The organism is Nocardia sp. 852002-20019_SCH5090214 (assembly GCF_001665865.1).
In the GTDB taxonomy this organism is placed as follows: Bacteria; Actinomycetota; Actinomycetes; order Mycobacteriales; family Mycobacteriaceae; genus Nocardia; species Nocardia nova.
Map to the genome: position 1 here is coordinate 68692 of NZ_LZMK01000340.1, position 18138 is coordinate 86829.

The following is an 18138-nucleotide window of genomic DNA, read 5'->3' on the forward strand; positions in this document are numbered from 1 at the left end:
CACAAACGCGACCGGTGGCGCAGCGGTATCGACATCGTGCGGATTCCCGCCCCACTCAATGGGAGAGTCTCGAGTGCGCAGCGCCGGCCGGGGCATCGGCGCCGACGCACTGGTCCGACTCAGCGCCCGCACTACGGTGCCCGGAAGCCGCCGATCTTCTGCTCGAGCAGTTCGGCCAGCCGCAGCGGGGTGCGGTCCTCGAACATCGGGCCGATGAGCTGCACTCCCACCGGCAGGCCATCGGGTGAGCGGCCCGCCGGTATGGCGGTGGCGGGCAGGCCGGGCATGGTGGCCATGCCGGCCCACACCAGCTGGTCGAAGTACGGGTACTCGACGCCGTCGATGTCGATGTGCCGGTCCTCCAGATCTCCGTTGTGGTCGTGCGGGTAGGCGGGAGTGGGCGTAATAGGGCACACCACCGCATCGAATTCGGAGAACAGTCGCCGCCAACCGTGGCGGTGGAGTTCGCGACCGTTGTTCGCCGCGACCCAGTCGCGGTGACTGAGCACCATGCCGCGCAATCGCGCCGCGTCGAGACCCCGATCGTCCGCGCTGAGGGCGGCGGCTCGGGTCTGCAGCTGCCGGTACACGTCGAGGGGAAGACCTGCTGCGGCGTTCGACAGCATCAGCTGCATATACAGTGTCGCCGCTTCGGTCGGGTCGGGCAGCAGCGGGCTGTGCCGTTCCACGCGGGCACCCTCGTCCACGAGCGCCTCGGCGACCCGGTTCACGCCCGCCCGCACCGCCGCCCCGGTCGGAATGAGCGGATGGTCCTCGACGACCAGCACACGGAAGTCGGCCAGCCGTTCGTGGCGCGCGGGCGGCAATACGACGTCGTAGGCGACGCCGTGGGTCAGCGGGTCCGGTCCGGCCATCACGTCGAGCAGGAGTGTGAGGTCGCGGGCGGTGCGCGCCATCGGACCGACAACGGCGAGGTCGAGGTCCACCGGCAGTGCCGGCGCGGGCGGCGCGACCATCCCGCGGGTCGGCGCCAGACCGAGTGTCGGCTTGTGCGCGTAGATGCCGCAGAAATGCGCGGGGGTGCGCAACGAACCGGCAAGGTCGGAGCCGATGGACAGCGCGCCGAATCCGCATGCCAGGGCCGCCGCCGAACCGCCGGACGACCCACCCGACGTGCGGCCGTGATCCCACGGATTGTTGGTGGTGCCGTAGATCTCGTTGAAGCTCTGGATATCTCGCAGCATCAGCGGCACATTGGTTTTGCCGAGGATCACCGCACCGGCGGCCTTCAACCGCGATACCTGTACCGCGTCCTCGGTCGGTACATAGTCGGCGTGCTGCGGTATACCCCAGGTCGTGGGCAGCCCGGCCATATCGTAGGACTCCTTGACCGTCACCGGAATACCGAGCAGCGGGCGGTCCTCGCCGCGGGCGCGCGCCCGGTCGGCAGCGCGCGCGGCGGCCCGCGCATTGTCGAAGTCCGGCACACAGATCGCGTTGATCGCCTTGTCGTCGCGCTCGATACGGGTGATCGCCGCGTCGGTCAGCTCGACCGAGGTCACCACACCGGCACGCAAGGCAGCCGCAATTTCTTCGGCCGACTGAAAGTTCCACTCCATGAATCGGAAGGTATTGGTCCGCGGCAGGGGGCATAAAATACCTCTTCGCGCAAAGAGGAAATTCGAACGAGGCCACTTGCAGGGCAAATCAACGCATTCGTTCTGTCATATTCCCAGGTCATGACGTAGACAGCGCCCCGGCTTTGCCGGCGCAAGCCATGAAATGCCGTTTCAGACAACGGGATAGATGTCACAATGGCTGCCGAATTTCCACTTCTGCCGCAGACCGTTCGACTCGGCCTCACAACCCGAGTTTCGTTACCGCGTTGTCCTCCAACGGGTTCGCGGTGCGGATGTAGCCGTGCACGGTGCGCGGATTGGACCAGCGGCCCTGGCGCATGATTTCGCGGTCGCTCGCGCCGCCCAATGCGGCCTGGGTGGCGAATCCGGCGCGCAGCGAATGTCCGGAGAACAGGGCCGGATCGAGTCCCGCCCGTGCGGCATAGCGTTTCACCAGTTCCGCCACCGCCCGCCCGGAAATCGGCTGCGCGCCGATGCCGCCGTGCCGCGACACCGGCGGGAACAGCGGGGCCTGCGGATCGACCCGGGTGGCGCCGGTGAAGCCGTGGCAGCGGTGGATGTCGGTGGCGGCGGTAGTGCGCTCAGTCCAGGACCGCAGATCGTCGGCGCCGCCATCGGAATGGATGTCGCGCAGGTCGATCCACTCCGCGAAGGCGCACACCGGACACGTCGAGGGTCGTGCCCCACGCGGCAGGGCCACCGATTGGGCGCCCGCGCCGGTCGGATCGGTTTTTGTCGCCGGCAGCCGCACCAGCAGCACGGGCTCGCCCGTGCGGTGATCGACGGTGACCGCCACATCGCCGACGCGTAGTCCGGCGAGTTCGCTACGGCGCAGTGCCCCGGCGAAGCCGACGAGCAGCATCAGCCGGTCTCGGCGGCGGGCCGGCTCGGTGGGCCAGCCCGGGGCCGGCAATCCGTCCAGCAGTTGTTCGAGCGTGTGCAGCAGCACGGGACGCTTACGGTTGGGCACGCTGCGACGGGTGCGGCGAATGCCACGCAGGGTCAGCCGCACCACATCGGATCGGGTCGGGGAGGGCAGGCCGTTGGCGGCATGGACCGCGGCGATGGCGGCGCTCTTGCGTTCCAGTGTGGCCGGCCCGAAGGCCCACTCACCGGACGGTTTTCGCGCATCGGCGGCCGCGGCCAGATATACCGCGACGTCCAGGGCGTCCGCGGGAAGTGCGCACCGCGCCTCGGCCGCACACCACGCCGACCATCCGATCCAGTCGGATCGGTAGGCGCGCACCGTGTTCGGCGACTGTGAAGCCTCCAGATAACGGCTCAGTGCCCCGGCTTGCTCGGTGTCGAAGCGCTCCCGCACCATCCGCAGGGCGACCGTGTCGACGAGCACGCTGCGCACACCCCGCCGTAATTCGGTGCGAACCGCCTCCGGCACGGCGATATCGACGACCACGGGATCCGGTGAGACGCTCATCGCGAGACAGGCTACCGGGCAACGACGTTCGCCGCGCCCGCCCGCGCCGGGAAGAATGATCGACCGTGCCGTCCGTGACAGTCGCCGCCGACGATCCCGCCCGAGCCGACGTGCGGGCTCTGGCCGCCCGCCATCTCGCCTTCGCGCGGGCCCATACCCCCGCCGAGGCCGTCTTCGCGCTCGACCAGGGCGGATGGGCCGATCCATTACTCACGCTGGTCACCGCTCGGCGCGACGGTCTGCTGCTGGGTATGGGCGCGGTGCGTGATCTCGGTGGCGGGCACGGGGAACTGAAATCGATGCACACCCTCGACGCGGCGCGCGGGCACGGCGTCGGCGCCGCGATCGTCACGCATCTGCTCGAGCTGGCACGCGCCCGCGGCTGGGCGCGCGTGAGTCTGGAAACCGGTGCGGGCGAAGCGTTTCGGCCCGCGCGGACGCTGTACGAACGGTGCGGGTTCGTGCGGTGCGGCGCGTTCGGCGACTACCTCGACAACGGGACGAGTGTCTTCATGACGCGCGCGGTGTGAGCTGCGGGCGAAGCGGAAGCGCGGGAACAGAAGTAGCCCGGAATCGGATTGCGCGGAGTTCCCCCGAACTCCCTTCCACTATCAATATATATCGCACAGAGGGTCTTGCGGCAAGGCCGGGGGTGTGCTGCACAATCGTCGAGCCAACGCCATGACCTGCGAAAATCGGCGGTTTCGCGGGCTCGGCCACCACCGTGTCGAATGGGGTTTCATGATTGACGTGATCGTTGCCGGTGCCGGGCCTACCGGTCTGATGCTGGCGTGCGAATTGCGGTTGCACGGCCTGAACCCGGTCGTGCTGGAGAAGGAGATCGAGCCGACGAAGGTTGTCCGCGCGCTGGGCCTGCACGCGCGCAGTATCGAGGTGATGGATCAGCGGGGGCTGCTGGAGCGTTTCCTCGAGCTGGGCACGAAATATCCGGTCGGCGGGTTCTTCGCCGGTATCACGGCACCGCAGCCGGAGCTGGACTCGGCGCACGCGTATGTGCTCGGCATTCCGCAGACGGTCACCGATCGGCTGCTCGCCGAACATGCGGCCGAGATGGGCGTCGACATCCGGCGCGGCTGCGAAGTGGTCGGCGCTACCCAGGATGCGGAGGGTGTGACCGTCGACTTGGCCGACGGCAGCCGGCTGCGCGCACGGTATCTCGTCGGCTGCGACGGCGGACGCAGCACCGTGCGCAAACTCGTGGGGATCGATTTCCCCGGTGAACCGACGCGGGTGGAGACGCTGCTGGGGGAGGTCGAGCTGGACGCGCCGCTGGAGACCGTGACCGCGGTGGTGACCGAGGTCCGCAAGACCCAGCGGCGTTTCGGGGTCGGGCCGTCGGGCAACGGGACGTTCCGCTTCGTGGTGCCGGCCGAGGGGTTGTCCGAGGACCGTACGGTGCCACCGACGATGGAGGAGGTGAAGCGACAGTTGGTGGCCACCGCCGGCACCGACTTCGGCGTGCATTCACCGCGCTGGCTCTCGCGTTTCGGAGACGCGACCCGGCTGGCCGCGCGGTATCGGTCCGGACAGGTGCTGCTGGCCGGGGATGCCGCGCACGTCCATCCGCCGGTCGGCGGTCAGGGTCTCAACCTCGGCATCCAGGACGCGTTCAATCTGGGGTGGAAGCTGGCCGGCGAAGTCGCCGGCTGGGCGCCCGCCGGGCTGCTGGACAGCTACGAGTCCGAGCGGCACCCGGTCGCCGCCGACGTGCTGGACAACACGCGCGCGCAGATGGAGCTGATATTGCTCGAGCCGGGGCCCCGTGCGGTGCGGCGGCTGCTCACCGAGCTCATCGATATCGAGGAGGTCAACCGGCGGCTGACCGAGAAGATCACCGGCACCGCGATCCGCTACGACTTCGGTGACGGGCACGAACTGCTCGGCCGGCGCCTGCGGGACGTGCGGTTGAAGGACGGACGCCTCTACGGGTTGATGCACGCGGGCCGCGGACTGCTGCTGGATCAGACCGGCCGGCTGTCGGTGGCGGGGTGGGCCGACCGGGTGGATCACGTCGTCGATGTCAGCGACGAATTGGATGTTCCCGCAGTTCTTCTACGGCCGGACGGGCATGTGGCGTGGGTCGGCGACGACCAGGACGATCTGCTGGCCCATCTCCCGACCTGGTTCGGCGCGGCCTGATCGGCCGCCGGATCTACGGTCGCGCCACGACACCGAGGGTGCGGGCGGTGGCGATGGTGGCGAGGCGGTCGTCGGCGCCGGTGTCGCGCAGATCGACCCGTCCGACACCGCCCCGCAGCGTCGCGGTGGCCGTCACCGGGCCCACCTTGGCCGGTTGCAGATAACGCAGGCCGAGGAAGCTGAGGCTGTCACCGGGAGCCAGGGACAGCACGGCTTCCTCGGCCGCGACGGCGATGAGGCCGCCGTTGACGCTGCCGGCGGCGTTGAGCACCTCGTCGGTGCGCGGGAGAACGGCCACGCCGGGGCGCGCCCGTTCGCAGCGCAGGCGTTCGGCCAGGGGAGTGGTGAGCCGATCGCGGCCGGCCGGCATGTCGATGCTGAGCGCGCGGGGAAGTTGCAGGTCCGGGTCGGGGGCGACCATGAAGGAGGCGCCGGCCAAGGCCAGCGGTTCGCCGTCGACGGCGAAGTCGATCTCGGCCACGAAGACCGACCGGCCCACCTTCACGGTGCGGCCGATCGCCTCGAGCTGCCCGGCCGCGGGCGCGGGCCGGTAGAGGTTGACGTCGAGTTCCAGGGTCACCGGGACCCGCGGATGCATCACCAGCGACGCCAGCAACCCGGCCACGGTATCGGCCCAGGTGGCGAGAATGGAGGTGCGCAGATGCGCGGTTCCCGGCGCGTGCAGTTCCGGCACGATGGTCGCGGAACCGTGCACCTCGTCACCGGCGCGCCGGGTAGCGAAGCCGAGTTCGAGCAGCACGTGGCGGCGCGGGGACAGTCTGCTTTCGACACTCACGGCATCTCCTCCGGTCCGGTGCGTCCCGGCCGGGCCACACATGAGCGATTTGATTCTACTTCAGCGAGAATCACGTTCTCGTCGGCTATCGCGGGCCGCTGATGCGCGCCTTCATCGCGGCGAGCCGGGCGGCGAACTCCTCGGAATCCAGCGAAGCCACCTGGGGCACGATCTCCGCGTCGACGGCCTCGGCATGCGCGTCCAGAGTGCGTGTGTGGCGCATGGTGCGTTTGGTGGTGATCAGCAGATCGCGCGGCGCCTCGGCCGCACCGGCCGCCAATTCGACTGCGGCAGAGAGCAAGTCGTCATGGTCGCCGAGGACGACACGATGCACCAGGCCCGCACTGTGGGCCGCGTCGGCATCGAGGATCTCGCCGAGCAGCGTCATGGCCGCGGCCTGCTGCGACCCGACGGCGCGCTGCAACATCCAGGTCATGCCGCCGCCCGGATGGATACCCAGCCGCAGGAATCGCGCATCGAACCGAGCGCGCGGTCCGGCGAGGCGCACATCGGCGGCTAGCGCCAGATTCAGCCCCGCGCCGACCGCGGCCCCACCGACAGCCGCGACCGTGGGCAGCGAGCATTCGGCCACAGCGAGGAATCCCGCGTAGATGGCCCGCAAGCCTTCCTCCGCCGCCTCGCCGAGTGCGCTGAGATCGGCGCCCGCGCAGAATGCCGGCGGAGCCCCGGTGATCACCACCGCGTGCACCCCGGCATCGGCTTCCGCCTCCGCGATCGCCGCCGCCAGCTGCTCGGACAGCCCGAGTGTCAACGCATTTCGGCGTTGCGGGTCCGATACCGTCACCACCGCGACCGCATCGCGCCGCTCCACCGTGATCTCCGCCATGGCGTCATCGTAAGGGAGGGCGCGGTCGATACGATCCGGGAATCCGAGTCGAACCGGACGAGCAAGGGAGCCCGCATGAAGGCCGTCATCGTATGTGTCTCGGTATCGCACGGCAATACCCGGCGGATCGCCGAGGCCATGGGCGAAGTGCTCGGCGCCCGCGTCGTCGGGCCCGAGGAACTCGACACCGCCGAACTCGCCTCCTGCGACCTCGTGGGATTCGGGTCCGGCATCTTCACCATGAACTTCCATCCCCGCTTGCGCGAGCTGATCCGCGCGCTGCCGGCACAGTCCGGTACCAAGGCGTTCGTCTACGCCACCAGCGGTATGCCGGAAACACCCCTGCGCCGCTATACCCGTTCGCTCGCAACGCTTCTCACCCAGCGCGGCTTCACGGTGCTCGACACCTTCACCTGCCGCGGCCTCGATACCTGGCTGCCGATGCGAATCGTCGGCGGAATCAGCAAGGGACATCCCGACGCCGCCGACCTCCACGCGGCACGCACCTTCGCCGAAGGGCTGCGCGACCGCGTCACCGCCGGGCGCTGAAAGCGCCACCTTCGCCCGGGCCCACGCGGCGGCCGGTATGCACCCGCCGCGTGGGGTCCGGGCGTCAGCCCGCGGTCCGGCCGTCCAGTGACTCGCGGATGATGTCGGCGTGCCCGGCGTGCTGCGCGGTCTCGTGAATCAGATGCATCAGCACCCGGCGCACGCTGCGCGCCGCACCCGTCTCGTGCCACGGCGCGTCGGGGAGCGGATGCGTGGCCGCGAGATCGGGCACGGCGGCGATGATCTCCTCCGTGCGCGCGGCGATCTGCTCGTAGCGGGTCAGGATGCCGGCGAGCGTTTCACCGGGCAGCATCACGAAGGTGTTGCGGTGGTCGATGGCCCACTGCGGATACTCCCGCGCGGTGCCGGCGGCGAAGTCCGCCCAGGTGACCCCCTCGGGCAGCTCGTAGGTCATGGCCGAGGGGCCCTCCACGACGAACCGCAGCCAGTTGTCCTCCATCGCCGCGACATGTTTGACCAGCCCGCCCAGCGACAGGGCGCTGACGGTGGGATGCGCGCCGGCCTGCTCGTCGGTCAGCCCGTCGACGGTGCCGCGCAGGGCGCTGCGTGCGGCGGCGAGCTGGGCGAGCAGATCGGCGCGTTCGCCGTCGAGTGCGGACGCCGGGGTGTTCTCGGTGGTCATCGTTGTCCTTTCGGGTCGTTGTCGATTCCGATACCAACGATCGCAGCGAACTAGGTCGGGTTGTGTCCGCTTGTCGCGGGCGGAAGAGATTCGTGGCGTGGCCGCAGGGGCGGAAGAGGGCGCCAGGACACCGGCACCTGGCGCATGAGCAAGGCACAGTCGAGCACTGCGGTGCCGGGCGGGAACCGGTCCCGGTCGTCGAAGACCGTGGACCGAACCGAGGAGACCTCGACCGGTTCGACGTGCCACGAGTTCGTCTGGAGCTCGAGCCCATCGAGGCATCGACCGCCACGCGTGGCCGAGAATCCGGCAGAGCCATGCCGAAAGAAGTCCGATGCCTGCGCCAGATCGGCGAACAGTTCGCTTCCCTGGAACCGCTCGGCGGTCCGGACATCCACGCTGACGGACAGGGATTCGTCATGACTGGCGAAGGCCACATGCAGGTCCTGCGTCGTCTCCCGCACGTCGAACCGCGCCAGACTGTGCTCACCCGGAAACAGTCGGCCACCGGCAAGGACATTGATCACCGAGCCGCTGTCGCGACGCGAGATGTACACACCGGTCGATCGTCCCTGCGGACCATCCCACTCAACCGCGACGCGATGTGCCGCGTTCTCGCTGCGCAGCCCGATCCAGCCGGGTAGCCGACTGGGTCGCAACTGCCCGAGGCGGATCAGGCAGATTCCGGCAACCGCCCAGCCGCCGACCAATTGAGGCCGCATCGGCGGCGGCACCAAGCTCGCGGCAGCCTCAGGGGCGACGCGGTAGTTCACCAGAAGGCGTCGCTCGACGACGCTGGACATCTGCGGTGGTCTCATCAGGTTCCCCTGTTCTCGGTGGTTCGGGGTCTGCGCTGTCTGACGATGACCTGCTCCGGGCAGATCGCGCTCAGGAACCTGCCGACACATAAAGCCAGTCGTTCCTCGACAAGCGAGTAGAAGATTCGATTGCCGGCTCGTCGCTCTCGGACGAGCCCGGCTGCCTTGAGTACGCCCAGATGCCGGGAGATCGACGGACCGCTGATCGGAAACTTGGCGGCGATTTCCCCTGCGGTCAACTCGCCGGAGCGCAAGTCCTCGAGGATCTGTCGGCGAGTGGGGTCGGCCAGCGCGCGGAACACCCCGGCTTCCTCTTCAGGCCCGATCTCGGTCATATTTTGACTTTAGCACTATAGCTAAATAGCGAATAACGACAGGATTCCAACCGTCAGATCACATCGTGGTCAGGGTGTTCGGTGAACTGTTTGTTCGCGAGTTCTACCGGGACCCCGCGTGTTTCAGGCGCCGAGTGCAAGCTCTGGGTCAATTGGTACGGCCGTACCACCGAGCACAGTTTTTGGTGTGTTGCGTTGTAGTTACGTTTAGTTGGATGCGACCAAACGTAAACGTAATAGCCAGAGGAGATTTCGAAGCGAAGTGCAGGGCTGACCTCCGATAAGGTTCACTTATCGGAGGTCAGCCAAATATGGAATCCGCTGGGGCTTCCCAGCTTTCGTTTCGTGTCGTTCCGTTGGTGATGACGAAACAAACGCTACGATTCCCAGGTGTCGAGCATCTGTAACTACCCCGGCTGTACGCGCACCATCACCCGCGGCGGGACTCCGGGACGGCCGTCGGAATATTGCGACCATCCCGAACACACGCGATGGCGGGCATGGCGGGAGCGACAGCGTCGTCAGCAGGAGGGTGAGGGGACGGAGACGAACGTCACTGTGACGCAACCAGGTCCGGTGACCGCCGCCCGGTTGCGAGCCGACGAGATGCTCACTCAGTTCCGGACTCTGGCCGACCAGCTGAGCAACACGCTGTCGGTCGCCGTGGCCGAATTGTCGACCCTGGCCGACCCTTCGGTGGCCGAGGCGCAGGTCCAGGCCGTGCAGGCCGATGCCGCGCGGCGCATCGCGGAGGCCGAGGTCGCCACCGTGGCAGCGGAGAAGGCGCGGCGCGAGGCCGAAGACGCCCGCGACGCAGCGGAATCGGCGGCCGAAGACGCCGCCGCGGCCGCCGAGACGGCCGAAGCGCGTATCGCGGAGGCACTCACCGCACGCGACGACGCACTGCGGGAAGTGCAGCGCGTCAGCAAACAGGCGGCCGACGACGTATTCGCCGCACGCACCGAGGCCGACGCCGAGATACGCGCGGTTCGCGCGCAGTGCGCGCACGACGTCGACGAGGCGCGGCGGCAGGCCGCCGAGCAAATCGAATTGGCGCGCACCACGTTCACCGCGGAACTCGAACAGGTGCGTCGCGACAGTGCCCAGCGCATCACCGCCGCCGGCGCCGAACGCGACCTGGCCGTCCAGCGCGCCGCCGACGCCGAACGCGCCATCGAACGCGCCGAATCGGCCGTCGCGGAACGAAACCGGACCCTGGAGGAGACCAAGGCGGAATTGGCCCGCGCCCGCGGCGAGATCGACCGGATGCGGGCGGAGGCGAATGCGGCACAACAGCGTGCCGCCGACGATATCGCCGCCGTGCGCGCCGAAGCCGCCGCGGCCGCAGAACACGTCGCGCAGCAGACTGCGGCCCGGCTCGCGGCGGTCGAGGACGCGCGCCGCCAGACCCTGGCCCGGGCCGAACGGGCCGAGGCGCAACTCGACGCCGAACTGTCGCGGCGGACCGGCACGCGCACCGCGCGGGAGAGCGAATCAGGCACTGGCGCACCAGAAATGGCCGATCCCCGCTGACGTGGTGATCAATCACGCAATCAACCGGCGACAGGCTTGGAAACCACGCCGAGACCGAGTCGATCGTCGGCTTCGGCGGGGGCCGACCGCTATGCTCGACAACTAATCAGCCACGGCTGCGACGGGCGTCGTGGGAATCGAGAGGTGACAAGTGAACGACGACGCCATGCGAGCGCGGCAAGCAAGGCCGAGCGTGGCACGGGTATACGACTACATCCTCGGCGGACGGGACAACTACGGAGTCGACCAGAACCTCGCGGACTACTTCATCGACTTCCTGCCCGGTTCCGAACAGGTCGCGATCACCGCTCGCGCGGCCACGCTGCGCGCCGTACGCAGCATGTGCGCCAATGGAATTCGCCAATACATCGATCTGGGATGCGGACTGCCCACCACCGAGAACGTGCACGACGTGGTACGCCGCCAGCATCCCGACGCACCGATCGTCTACGTCGACAACGATCCCTTCGTCGTCGCCCACGGCCGCGCGCTGCTGTCGGTCGACGATCGGATCGCGGTGCTGGGTCGCGACCTGTGCCAGGTCTCCGACATTGCCGACCATGCCGATGTCCAGCGACTGATCAACTTCGACGAACCGGTGGGCCTGCTGTTCGGGGTCGTGTTGGCTTTCGTGGAGGACAACGAGAATCCCGCCGGTGTGGTCGGCGACTGGGCCGCCCGTGTTCCTGCCGGCAGTCAGGTCTACATCTCCCATTTCCGCTCCGGGCACAACCGCGAGACCAACACCACCGAGCGGAAGGTGCTCGACGCCTTCGGGCGCGGTCGCTGGCGCAACGACGACGAGATCGAGGCGCTGTTCGGCGAGCTGGAACTGATCGATCCGGGCCTGCAGCCGTGCGCGCGCTGGTGGCCGCGCTCGGCCGCCGAGGATTCCGGCAGTGGCCGCGAACTCAGCGTGTGGGAGCAACTGATCGTCGCCGGACTGGCCCGCAAATCCGCCTGAGCCGCACCGGGATCGGCACCCGCGCGTCAGCGCAGGGTGCCGATCCAGCGGCGCGTCTGCGCCGGATCGATGACGTCGTCGAGTTCGAGCACCGTCGCGGCGGTGAGCGCCTTCCCGCTCTCGTAGGCGGCGCGGACCAGATTGTCGAATGCGGTGGCCCGCTGCACCGGATCCTCGATCGCCGCGAGTTCCTTCGCGAACCCCAGCCGTACGGCTCCCTCCAGACCCATTCCGCCGATTTCCCCGGTGGGCCAGGCGATGACGAACCGCGGGGCGCGAAACGATCCGGCCGCCATCGCCTGCGCACCCAATCCGTAGCCCTTGCGCAGAATGACGGTGCCCCACGGCACCGACATGGCGGCCGCGTCGATGAACAGGCGGCTGAACTTCGTGACGGTGGCATGGGTTTCGGCCTCCGGCCCGACCATGAAACCCGGTGTGTCACACAGTGATACGATGGGCAGTCCGTGTGCGTCGCACAGTCGCAGGAAGGCGCTGAGCTTGTCGGCCGCCGGGGCGTCGATGGCGCCGCCCAGGTGATGGCAGTCGTTGGCGATGAGCCCGAAAGCCCTGCCCTCCACGCGGATCAGCGCGGTGACCACGCCCGCGCCCCAATCGCGGCGTAATTCCAAGACCGAACCGGTGTCGGCGACCGCGGCGACGGCCGCGCGGATGTCATAGGCGCGCAGCCGGTCCTGCGGCACCACATGGCGGGCCAGCCGCGGGTCCGGCTCCTCCCACGTGTCGAGGGCCCCTTGGAAATAGCCGAGGTAGTCACGCGCGATCGCCACCGCCTCGGCCTCGTCGCCCGCGACGATGTGCACCACACCGTTGCGGCGCTGCACCCGCACGGGCCCGATCTCTTCCGGTGCGTAGACCCCCAGGCCACCGCCTTCGATCATCGCGGGCCCGCCCATGCCGATATTGGCGTCCGGCGTGGCGATGACGACATCGCACATGCCGAGCAGCGCGGCATTTCCGGCGAAGCAGCGCCCGGACACGATGCCGATCAGCGGGACCGTGCCCGAGAGGGCGGCCATCGCACGGAAAGTCGTCACGTCCAGGCCCGAGATACCCGAGTGATCGGTGTCGCCGGGCCGTCCGCCGCCGCCCTCGGTGAAAAACACCACCGGAAGTCGTTGTTCGCGTGCCAGTTCCAGCATGCGGTCGGTCTTGGCGTGATTGCGCATGCCCTGGGTACCGGCCAGCACCGTGTAGTCGTAGGACATCACCACCGCCCGGGCGCGGTCGTGACCGAATCGTCCGGCGTTGACGGTCGCCACGCCCGCGACGAGCCCGTCGGCCGGCGTATTCGCGATGAGATCCTCGATACTGCGCCGGGAACGCTGCGCCGCCACCGCCAACGCCCCGTATTCAACGAAACTGTCGTCGTCGACCAGATCGGCGATGTTCTCGCGGGCGGTGCGACGCCCCAGCCGGTGTCGCTTGGCCACCGCCTCCGGGCGTGCGTCGTCGAGTCCGGCACGGTGGCGGGCCCGCACCTCCGCGAGATCCTCGCGTTCGGCGTCGAGGTCCACGGCGGTGAGGTCGGCGTGTTCGCCGTCGTGGTCCGCGTCGTCCCACACCAGCAGTGCCGCATGCGGATCCACCACCGTCGCGGGTTCGGCCAGCACCCGCACCACTCGCAACGACTGTCCGGCGCGGACCACGTGATGCATCTTCATCGCCTCCACGACGGCGACCTCTGCGCCCGCGGCCACCACCGTGCCCGGTTCGACCACGCTGATCACCGTGCCACCCAGGGGTGAGCGCAAGACTTGTTCGTCATCGTCGAACTGCTCCGCCGGGGCCGGGGCACCGGCCGCGGGCGGTGTCGGCGGGGGAGCCGATTCCTCGGCCCGGCGCGCCAATTCGGCGCTGTGGCGTTCGAACCACAGCGTGTCGACCGTGGTGTCGCCGGGCAAGGCGTCGAGGACGGCGCGCTGCAGGGCGACCGTAGTGTCGACGCCGTCGATCGTGGTTTCGGCCAGCGCGTCGGCGGCGCGCCGCAGCGCCGCCGGACAGGTCGGTCCGCGGGCGATGATCTTGGCCAGCAGTGAATCGAAGCCGGCGCCCTGACGCATCCCGCTGTAGGCGGCGGTGTCGACGCGCACACCGGATCCGGTCGGGGGAGTGAACCGGGTGAGCACGCCGATGCTGGGCAGCACATCGCCTGTCGCGCTGAGAATTTCGGCATTGACACGCACCTGCACCGCATATCCGCGGTCGGCGTGCGACAGCGCGAGATCGTCCAGTGTGTGGCCCTGAGCGAGGTCGAACTGTACGGCCACCAGATCCAGGCCCGTCACCTCCTCGGTGACGGTGTGCTCGACCTGCAGCCGCGGATTGACCTCGAGGAACCACGCGGTGTCGCCGCGCACCAGGAATTCGACCGTGATCACGCCACGACAACCGACCGTTTCGGCCAGCCGTACCGCCTCGGCATGCAGGTGCTCGCGCATATCCGGCGCGAGTGAGGGCGCGGGCGCGATCTCGATCAACTTCTGGCGGCGCCGCTGCACGCTGCAATCGCGATCGCCGACCGCGACCGCGCGCGAACCGTCGGCGACGATCTGCACCTCGATGTGGCGGGCGTGTTCGACCAACGCCTCGGCGTAGACGGTGTCGTCACCGAAACCCGCGCGAGCCTCGGCGCGGCAGTGTGCGTAGGCCTGCGCCAGTTCTTCGCGACGGCGCACCACGCGCATCCCGCGTCCGCCGCCACCGGCCGTCGCCTTGATCATCACACCCTCGGGGTGGGCGAGGAGCAGGGCCTCGATCTGCTCGGGTCCGGCGGCGCCGGCGGTCGCGGGCAGCACTGCGACACCGGCCTGTTCCGCGGCACGCCGGGCCGCCACCTTGTCGCCGAAGGTCCGCAGTACCTCCGGAGCCGGCCCGGCGAATACCAGTCCCGCTGCCGCGCATGCGGCGGCGAAATCGGCGCTCTCGCTGAGGAATCCGTAGCCCGGATGTACCAGCGCGCCCGGCCCCGCACTGCCGGCGGCCGCGACGACGGCGTCGATGTCGAGGTAGGCCGCGGCGCCCGAGCCCGGCAACCGGACCGCCTCGTCGGCCAGCCGCACCGGCATCGCGTCCGGCTCGTCCGCCGTCGACAACGCCCACGTGCCGTAGCCGCGCTCTCGCGCTGTACGCAACACACGGACCGCCACTTCACCTCGGTTCGCCACCACCACCTGCATGCCGCCAGTCTGATTGACATTGACGTCAACGTCAATATGCTGGACGGTATGACCTCGTCGTGGAGTGTGCGAGCGGCCCGGGAGCGCTCGGATACCGACCGGCATCGGGCCCTGCTCGATGCCGCGGCCGACGTTTTCATCGAACGCGGCTACGCGGCGACGACGGTGGCCGCGATCACCGCCCGGGCCGGTGTCTCCCGCGCGACGCTGTATGTCTACTTCGCCTCGAAGGACGAGATCTTCCACGCGCTCGCCACCCGGGTTCGCGACGAATTCCTCGCCGCCCAGGAACCCGAACTGGCCGATTCCGATCCGCGAGAGATGTTGCGCGCCACCATAGAATCGTTCGCCGAGGCGGTCCTGCACGCCGGCCCGCTGCTGCGGTTGATCGAAGAGCGCGGCGCCGTCGACCCCGAGATCGGCGAGCTGGCCGCCGAAATCTCCGAACGTCCGATCCGCCGCTTCGCCCGCTACCTGGACCGGGAACACCGTGCCGGGACCGTCACCCCCGCGGCGCCGGTTCGCGTGGTCGCCGAAACAGTCGGCTATGCGCTGACCAGCGGCATGCTCGCCCGCCGGGCCGATCCGGCGCCCGAGCGCGCCCGGTATCTCGCCGAGATGCGGCAGATCGCCGAAACCCTGCTCGGGCTGCGCCCGGCCGCCGAATTTTCGGCTTGACCTTCACGTTACGGCAACTTCTACCGTCGAAGACGAGGCCGGAGCGACCGGCCTCAGGACAGATGGGAAGCACCATGAGCTGGTCGATCGCGGAGGTGGCGAAGATGTCGGGAGTCACCGCCCGCACCTTGCGCCACTACGACGACATCGGTCTGCTCACCCCGGCTCATGTGGGCAGCAACGGCTATCGCTACTACGACGAGCAGAGTCTGTTGCGGCTGCAGCAAATCCTCGTGCTGCGCGAGCTGGGGCTCGGTCTCGCCGAGATCGCCGAGGCGGTCGACTCCGAACCGGACACGCTGGCGGCGCTCAAACGCCAGTACGCCCGGCTGCTCGCCGAACGCGACCGGCTGGGACGGATGGCCGAGACCGTGGCGCGCACCATCGCCGAACTCGAAGGGAACAAGGAGATGTCAGTGCAGATCAACCGCCCGGAAAATCTGTTCGCGGGCTTCGATCACACGCAGTACGACGACGAGGCCAGGGAGCGCTGGCCCGAACAGTTCGAGCAGTCGCGGCAGGCGACCGCCGATATGACCGCCGAGGACGTCGAGCGCATGCAGCGGGAACTGACCGCCGCGATGATCCGGATGGCCGAATTCATGGCCGCCGGAACACCGGTCGAGGATGCGGCGGTACAGGCCGAAATCCACGCTCAGTACGAGGGGATCCGCCGTTTCTGGACCCCGAACCGGAGCGCGTACACCTGCCTCGGCCAGATGTATGTCGCCGACGAACGGTTCAAGGCGAACTACGAGCGGATCGCGGCCGGATTGGCCGAATACCAGCGCGACGCCATGGCCGTCTACGCCGAGCAGCGGCTCACCGACTGATCGGCGTAGATACGGCCGCCTCGCCGCGGCGCACGATGAGCACGCCGGTGAGGACCAGCACGCCGCCGAGCAACTGGGCGGGGTGCGGGGCCTCACCGAGCAGTGCCCACGCGACGATCAGGGCCGCCACCACTTCGAGCAGCCCCGTGAACGCCGCCGCCCGGGAGCCGAGCAGGCGGGTGGCGGCGATGCCGGCGACGTAGGCGAGGGCAGCGGTCACGGTGCCGAGGATCGCGATCGGCAGCCACCACGGCATCGTGACACCCTGGTACACAACGGGATTCGCGGTGGCTCGCAGCGGAAGGACGCCCGTTGCTCCGGCGGCGAGCAGTCCGAGTCCGCCGACGAGCAGCCCACCGGTGGCCAGGACGGTTCCCGGCAAGGTGCCGTGGCCGTGCGCCGAGAGCAGGAAGTACACCACCCCGCAGGCCATGGCCAGCAGCGCCCAGCAGATGCCGATCCAGTCGGTGGCCGCGCCCGACCGCAGATCGATCACGAAGAACAAGCCGGTGAGGCCGAGGAAAGCCCCGGCCACCGTCGGCCCGGCCGGACGTTGCCGGCGACGCAGCCACAACCAACCGACCACTGCGATCGGCGAGGTGTACTGGATCAGCAACGCCATCCCCACCGCCAGACGCGATACGGCGGTGAAATACGCCAGCTGCACTCCGGCGATCGCCACCAGCCCGTAGCCGAGGATCAGAGCCGCGTTGCCGCGCACCGACTTCCAGTTGTTGCGCAGTTCGACGGCCGCGATCGGTACGAGCGCCACGGCGCCGACCAGGACGCGCACGATCACCACCGCCGCGGAACTCCAGCCGGCGTTCATCAGGCCGCGCGCCAAGGGGCCCGAGAGTGCGAACGACACCGCCGACACCACCGCGCACCCCGTGCCCGAACCCAGCCGGTCCCCGGCGGTGACCTCGGGCGCGATCCTCGACATGCCCGAGAACGCTAGGCCGGGCGGCGTCGGCTGTCACATGGTTTTGCGCGGGGTGGTCGCGGCCACCAATTCGGCCACCGCGTCGGCGACAGGAGTGCTGCCGCCGGTGAGCTCGACGATGACCCGGTTCAGTGCCGGCTCGTGCAGAGCCGCGTCGATGAACGCGGCGACGTCGTCGCGGGAGACCGAACCGTATTCGATGGCCAGGCCGGCGGTGACGGTGCCGGACCCCGGATCGTCGAGCAGCGTTCCCGGACGCACGATGAGCCAGTCCAGCGCGGTGTGGGTCAGATGGACGTCCGCGGACTTCTTCACCCGCATGTAGTGCTCGAACCCTTCCGAGGTTTCGCGGTCGCGCCCGGCATCGGGGAATACCGACACCAGCACGAAGCGCGATACGCCCGCCTGCGCGGCGGCCGCGGCGGCCTTCTCCAGTCCGGCGCCGTCGATGGCGGTGGTCTTGTCGGGGCCGGTGCCGTGCGCGCCCGCGGAGAACACCACCGCGTCGTGCCCGGCGATCTCGGCCGCCAATTCCTCCACCGTGTCGTGGATCAGATCGCCGGTCACCGGCGTCGCCCCGGTCGCCGCGACGGTCTCGGCCTGTTCGGGATTGCGATGCATACCGGTGACCTGGTCACCGCGGTCCGCGAGCCGTTGCGCGAGGCGGCGGCCCACGCCGCCCGCCGCGCCGATCTGGAATACCTTCACGAGCGATCACCTCTCTGTCGGCGAGTGCGGTCCACTGCCGATTGTGGACTCCGCGCCGAAACGTCCCGCGCCCGGGTGCGCGATGGCGCGGCATG

The 18138-nt window shown here is 69.0% G+C and carries 17 protein-coding genes; 7 read left to right on the plus strand and 10 right to left on the minus strand.

The features are described 5' to 3' along the window. Nucleotides 1-131: 131 nt before the first annotated feature. Both A5780_RS26910 and A5780_RS26915 read right to left on the minus strand, forming a co-directional pair. Complete coding sequence (locus tag A5780_RS26910; protein WP_064910049.1) at nucleotides 132-1580, minus strand: amidase; 1449 nt, start codon at nucleotides 1578-1580, stop codon at nucleotides 132-134. A 241-nt stretch (nucleotides 1581-1821) separates the two neighbouring features. Beyond that, a complete protein-coding gene (locus A5780_RS26915) occupies nucleotides 1822-3036 on the minus strand; it encodes a site-specific integrase (RefSeq protein WP_064910051.1) in 1215 nt (404 codons plus the stop codon). A 65-nt stretch (nucleotides 3037-3101) separates the two neighbouring features. On the opposite strand from A5780_RS26915, the gene A5780_RS26920 reads away from it, so the two are divergent. Together A5780_RS26920 and rox are read left to right on the plus strand one after the other, a co-directional pair. Then, the gene (locus tag A5780_RS26920) at nucleotides 3102-3566 is read left to right on the plus strand and encodes a GNAT family N-acetyltransferase (RefSeq protein ID WP_197521881.1); all 465 of its coding nucleotides are present in this window, start codon (nucleotides 3102-3104) and stop codon (nucleotides 3564-3566) included. Between the two features lie 211 nt (nucleotides 3567-3777). Continuing rightward, nucleotides 3778-5196 carry a rifampin monooxygenase gene (gene rox / locus A5780_RS26925; RefSeq protein WP_064910084.1) on the plus strand — a complete coding sequence of 473 codons (1419 nt, stop codon included), beginning with the start codon at nucleotides 3778-3780 and terminating at the stop codon, nucleotides 5194-5196. 13 nt (nucleotides 5197-5209) lie between these two features. Here the strand turns inward: rox and A5780_RS26930 are convergent, their stop codons facing one another. Further along, the gene (locus A5780_RS26930) at nucleotides 5210-5992 is read right to left on the minus strand and encodes a PaaI family thioesterase (protein ID WP_064910053.1); all 783 of its coding nucleotides are present in this window, start codon (nucleotides 5990-5992) and stop codon (nucleotides 5210-5212) included. A gap of 85 nt (nucleotides 5993-6077) precedes the next feature. Beyond that, nucleotides 6078-6839, minus strand: coding sequence for an enoyl-CoA hydratase (locus tag A5780_RS26935; RefSeq protein ID WP_064910055.1), 762 nt, complete (start codon nucleotides 6837-6839; stop codon nucleotides 6078-6080). A gap of 75 nt (nucleotides 6840-6914) precedes the next feature. Here A5780_RS26935 and A5780_RS26940 point away from each other — a divergent pair, with 75 nt between their 5' ends. Then, a complete protein-coding gene (locus A5780_RS26940; protein WP_064910057.1) occupies nucleotides 6915-7388 on the plus strand; it encodes a flavodoxin family protein in 474 nt (157 codons plus the stop codon). Between the two features lie 64 nt (nucleotides 7389-7452). Here the strand turns inward: A5780_RS26940 and A5780_RS26945 are convergent, their stop codons facing one another. The 3 genes from A5780_RS26945 to A5780_RS26955 are packed head-to-tail and all read right to left on the minus strand — an operon-like array spanning nucleotide 7453 to nucleotide 9184. Continuing rightward, the gene (locus A5780_RS26945; protein WP_063018152.1) at nucleotides 7453-8031 is read right to left on the minus strand and encodes a DinB family protein; all 579 of its coding nucleotides are present in this window, start codon (nucleotides 8029-8031) and stop codon (nucleotides 7453-7455) included. A 50-nt stretch (nucleotides 8032-8081) separates the two neighbouring features. Next, nucleotides 8082-8849: a DUF2071 domain-containing protein gene (locus A5780_RS26950; RefSeq protein ID WP_082976749.1), complete on the minus strand. Its 768-nt coding sequence runs from the start codon at nucleotides 8847-8849 to the stop codon at nucleotides 8082-8084. Beyond that, nucleotides 8849-9184: a metalloregulator ArsR/SmtB family transcription factor gene (locus tag A5780_RS26955; protein WP_064907031.1), complete on the minus strand. Its 336-nt coding sequence runs from the start codon at nucleotides 9182-9184 to the stop codon at nucleotides 8849-8851. The genes A5780_RS26950 and A5780_RS26955 overlap by 1 nt, the downstream gene beginning before the upstream one ends. Nucleotides 9185-9574: 390 nt before the next feature. Here A5780_RS26955 and A5780_RS26960 point away from each other — a divergent pair, with 390 nt between their 5' ends. Continuing rightward, nucleotides 9575-10717, plus strand: coding sequence for a hypothetical protein (locus tag A5780_RS26960; protein WP_156769681.1), 1143 nt, complete (start codon nucleotides 9575-9577; stop codon nucleotides 10715-10717). Between the two features lie 151 nt (nucleotides 10718-10868). After that, nucleotides 10869-11681, plus strand: coding sequence for an SAM-dependent methyltransferase (locus A5780_RS26965; protein ID WP_197516615.1), 813 nt, complete (start codon nucleotides 10869-10871; stop codon nucleotides 11679-11681). 26 nt (nucleotides 11682-11707) lie between these two features. On the opposite strand, the gene A5780_RS26970 is transcribed toward A5780_RS26965, so the two are convergent. After that, complete coding sequence (locus A5780_RS26970; protein ID WP_064910061.1) at nucleotides 11708-14881, minus strand: carboxyl transferase domain-containing protein; 3174 nt, start codon at nucleotides 14879-14881, stop codon at nucleotides 11708-11710. Between the two features lie 48 nt (nucleotides 14882-14929). On the opposite strand from A5780_RS26970, the gene A5780_RS26975 reads away from it, so the two are divergent. Further along, nucleotides 14930-15559, plus strand: a complete 630-nt coding sequence (locus A5780_RS26975) for a TetR/AcrR family transcriptional regulator (RefSeq protein ID WP_063910942.1) — start codon at nucleotides 14930-14932, stop codon at nucleotides 15557-15559. A 74-nt stretch (nucleotides 15560-15633) separates the two neighbouring features. Continuing rightward, the gene (locus A5780_RS26980) at nucleotides 15634-16392 is read left to right on the plus strand and encodes a MerR family transcriptional regulator (protein ID WP_064910086.1); all 759 of its coding nucleotides are present in this window, start codon (nucleotides 15634-15636) and stop codon (nucleotides 16390-16392) included. Here A5780_RS26980 and A5780_RS26985 read toward each other — a convergent pair. Together A5780_RS26985 and A5780_RS26990 are read right to left on the minus strand one after the other, a co-directional pair. Beyond that, nucleotides 16382-17335, minus strand: a complete 954-nt coding sequence (locus A5780_RS26985) for a DMT family transporter (RefSeq protein WP_064910062.1) — start codon at nucleotides 17333-17335, stop codon at nucleotides 16382-16384. The two genes, A5780_RS26980 and A5780_RS26985, sit on opposite strands and share 11 nt — an antisense overlap. Nucleotides 17336-17368: 33 nt before the next feature. Continuing rightward, on the minus strand, nucleotides 17369-18043 hold the full coding sequence (locus tag A5780_RS26990) for an SDR family oxidoreductase (RefSeq protein ID WP_063019004.1): 675 nt from the start codon (nucleotides 18041-18043) through the stop codon (nucleotides 17369-17371). Nucleotides 18044-18138 lie beyond the last annotated feature (95 nt).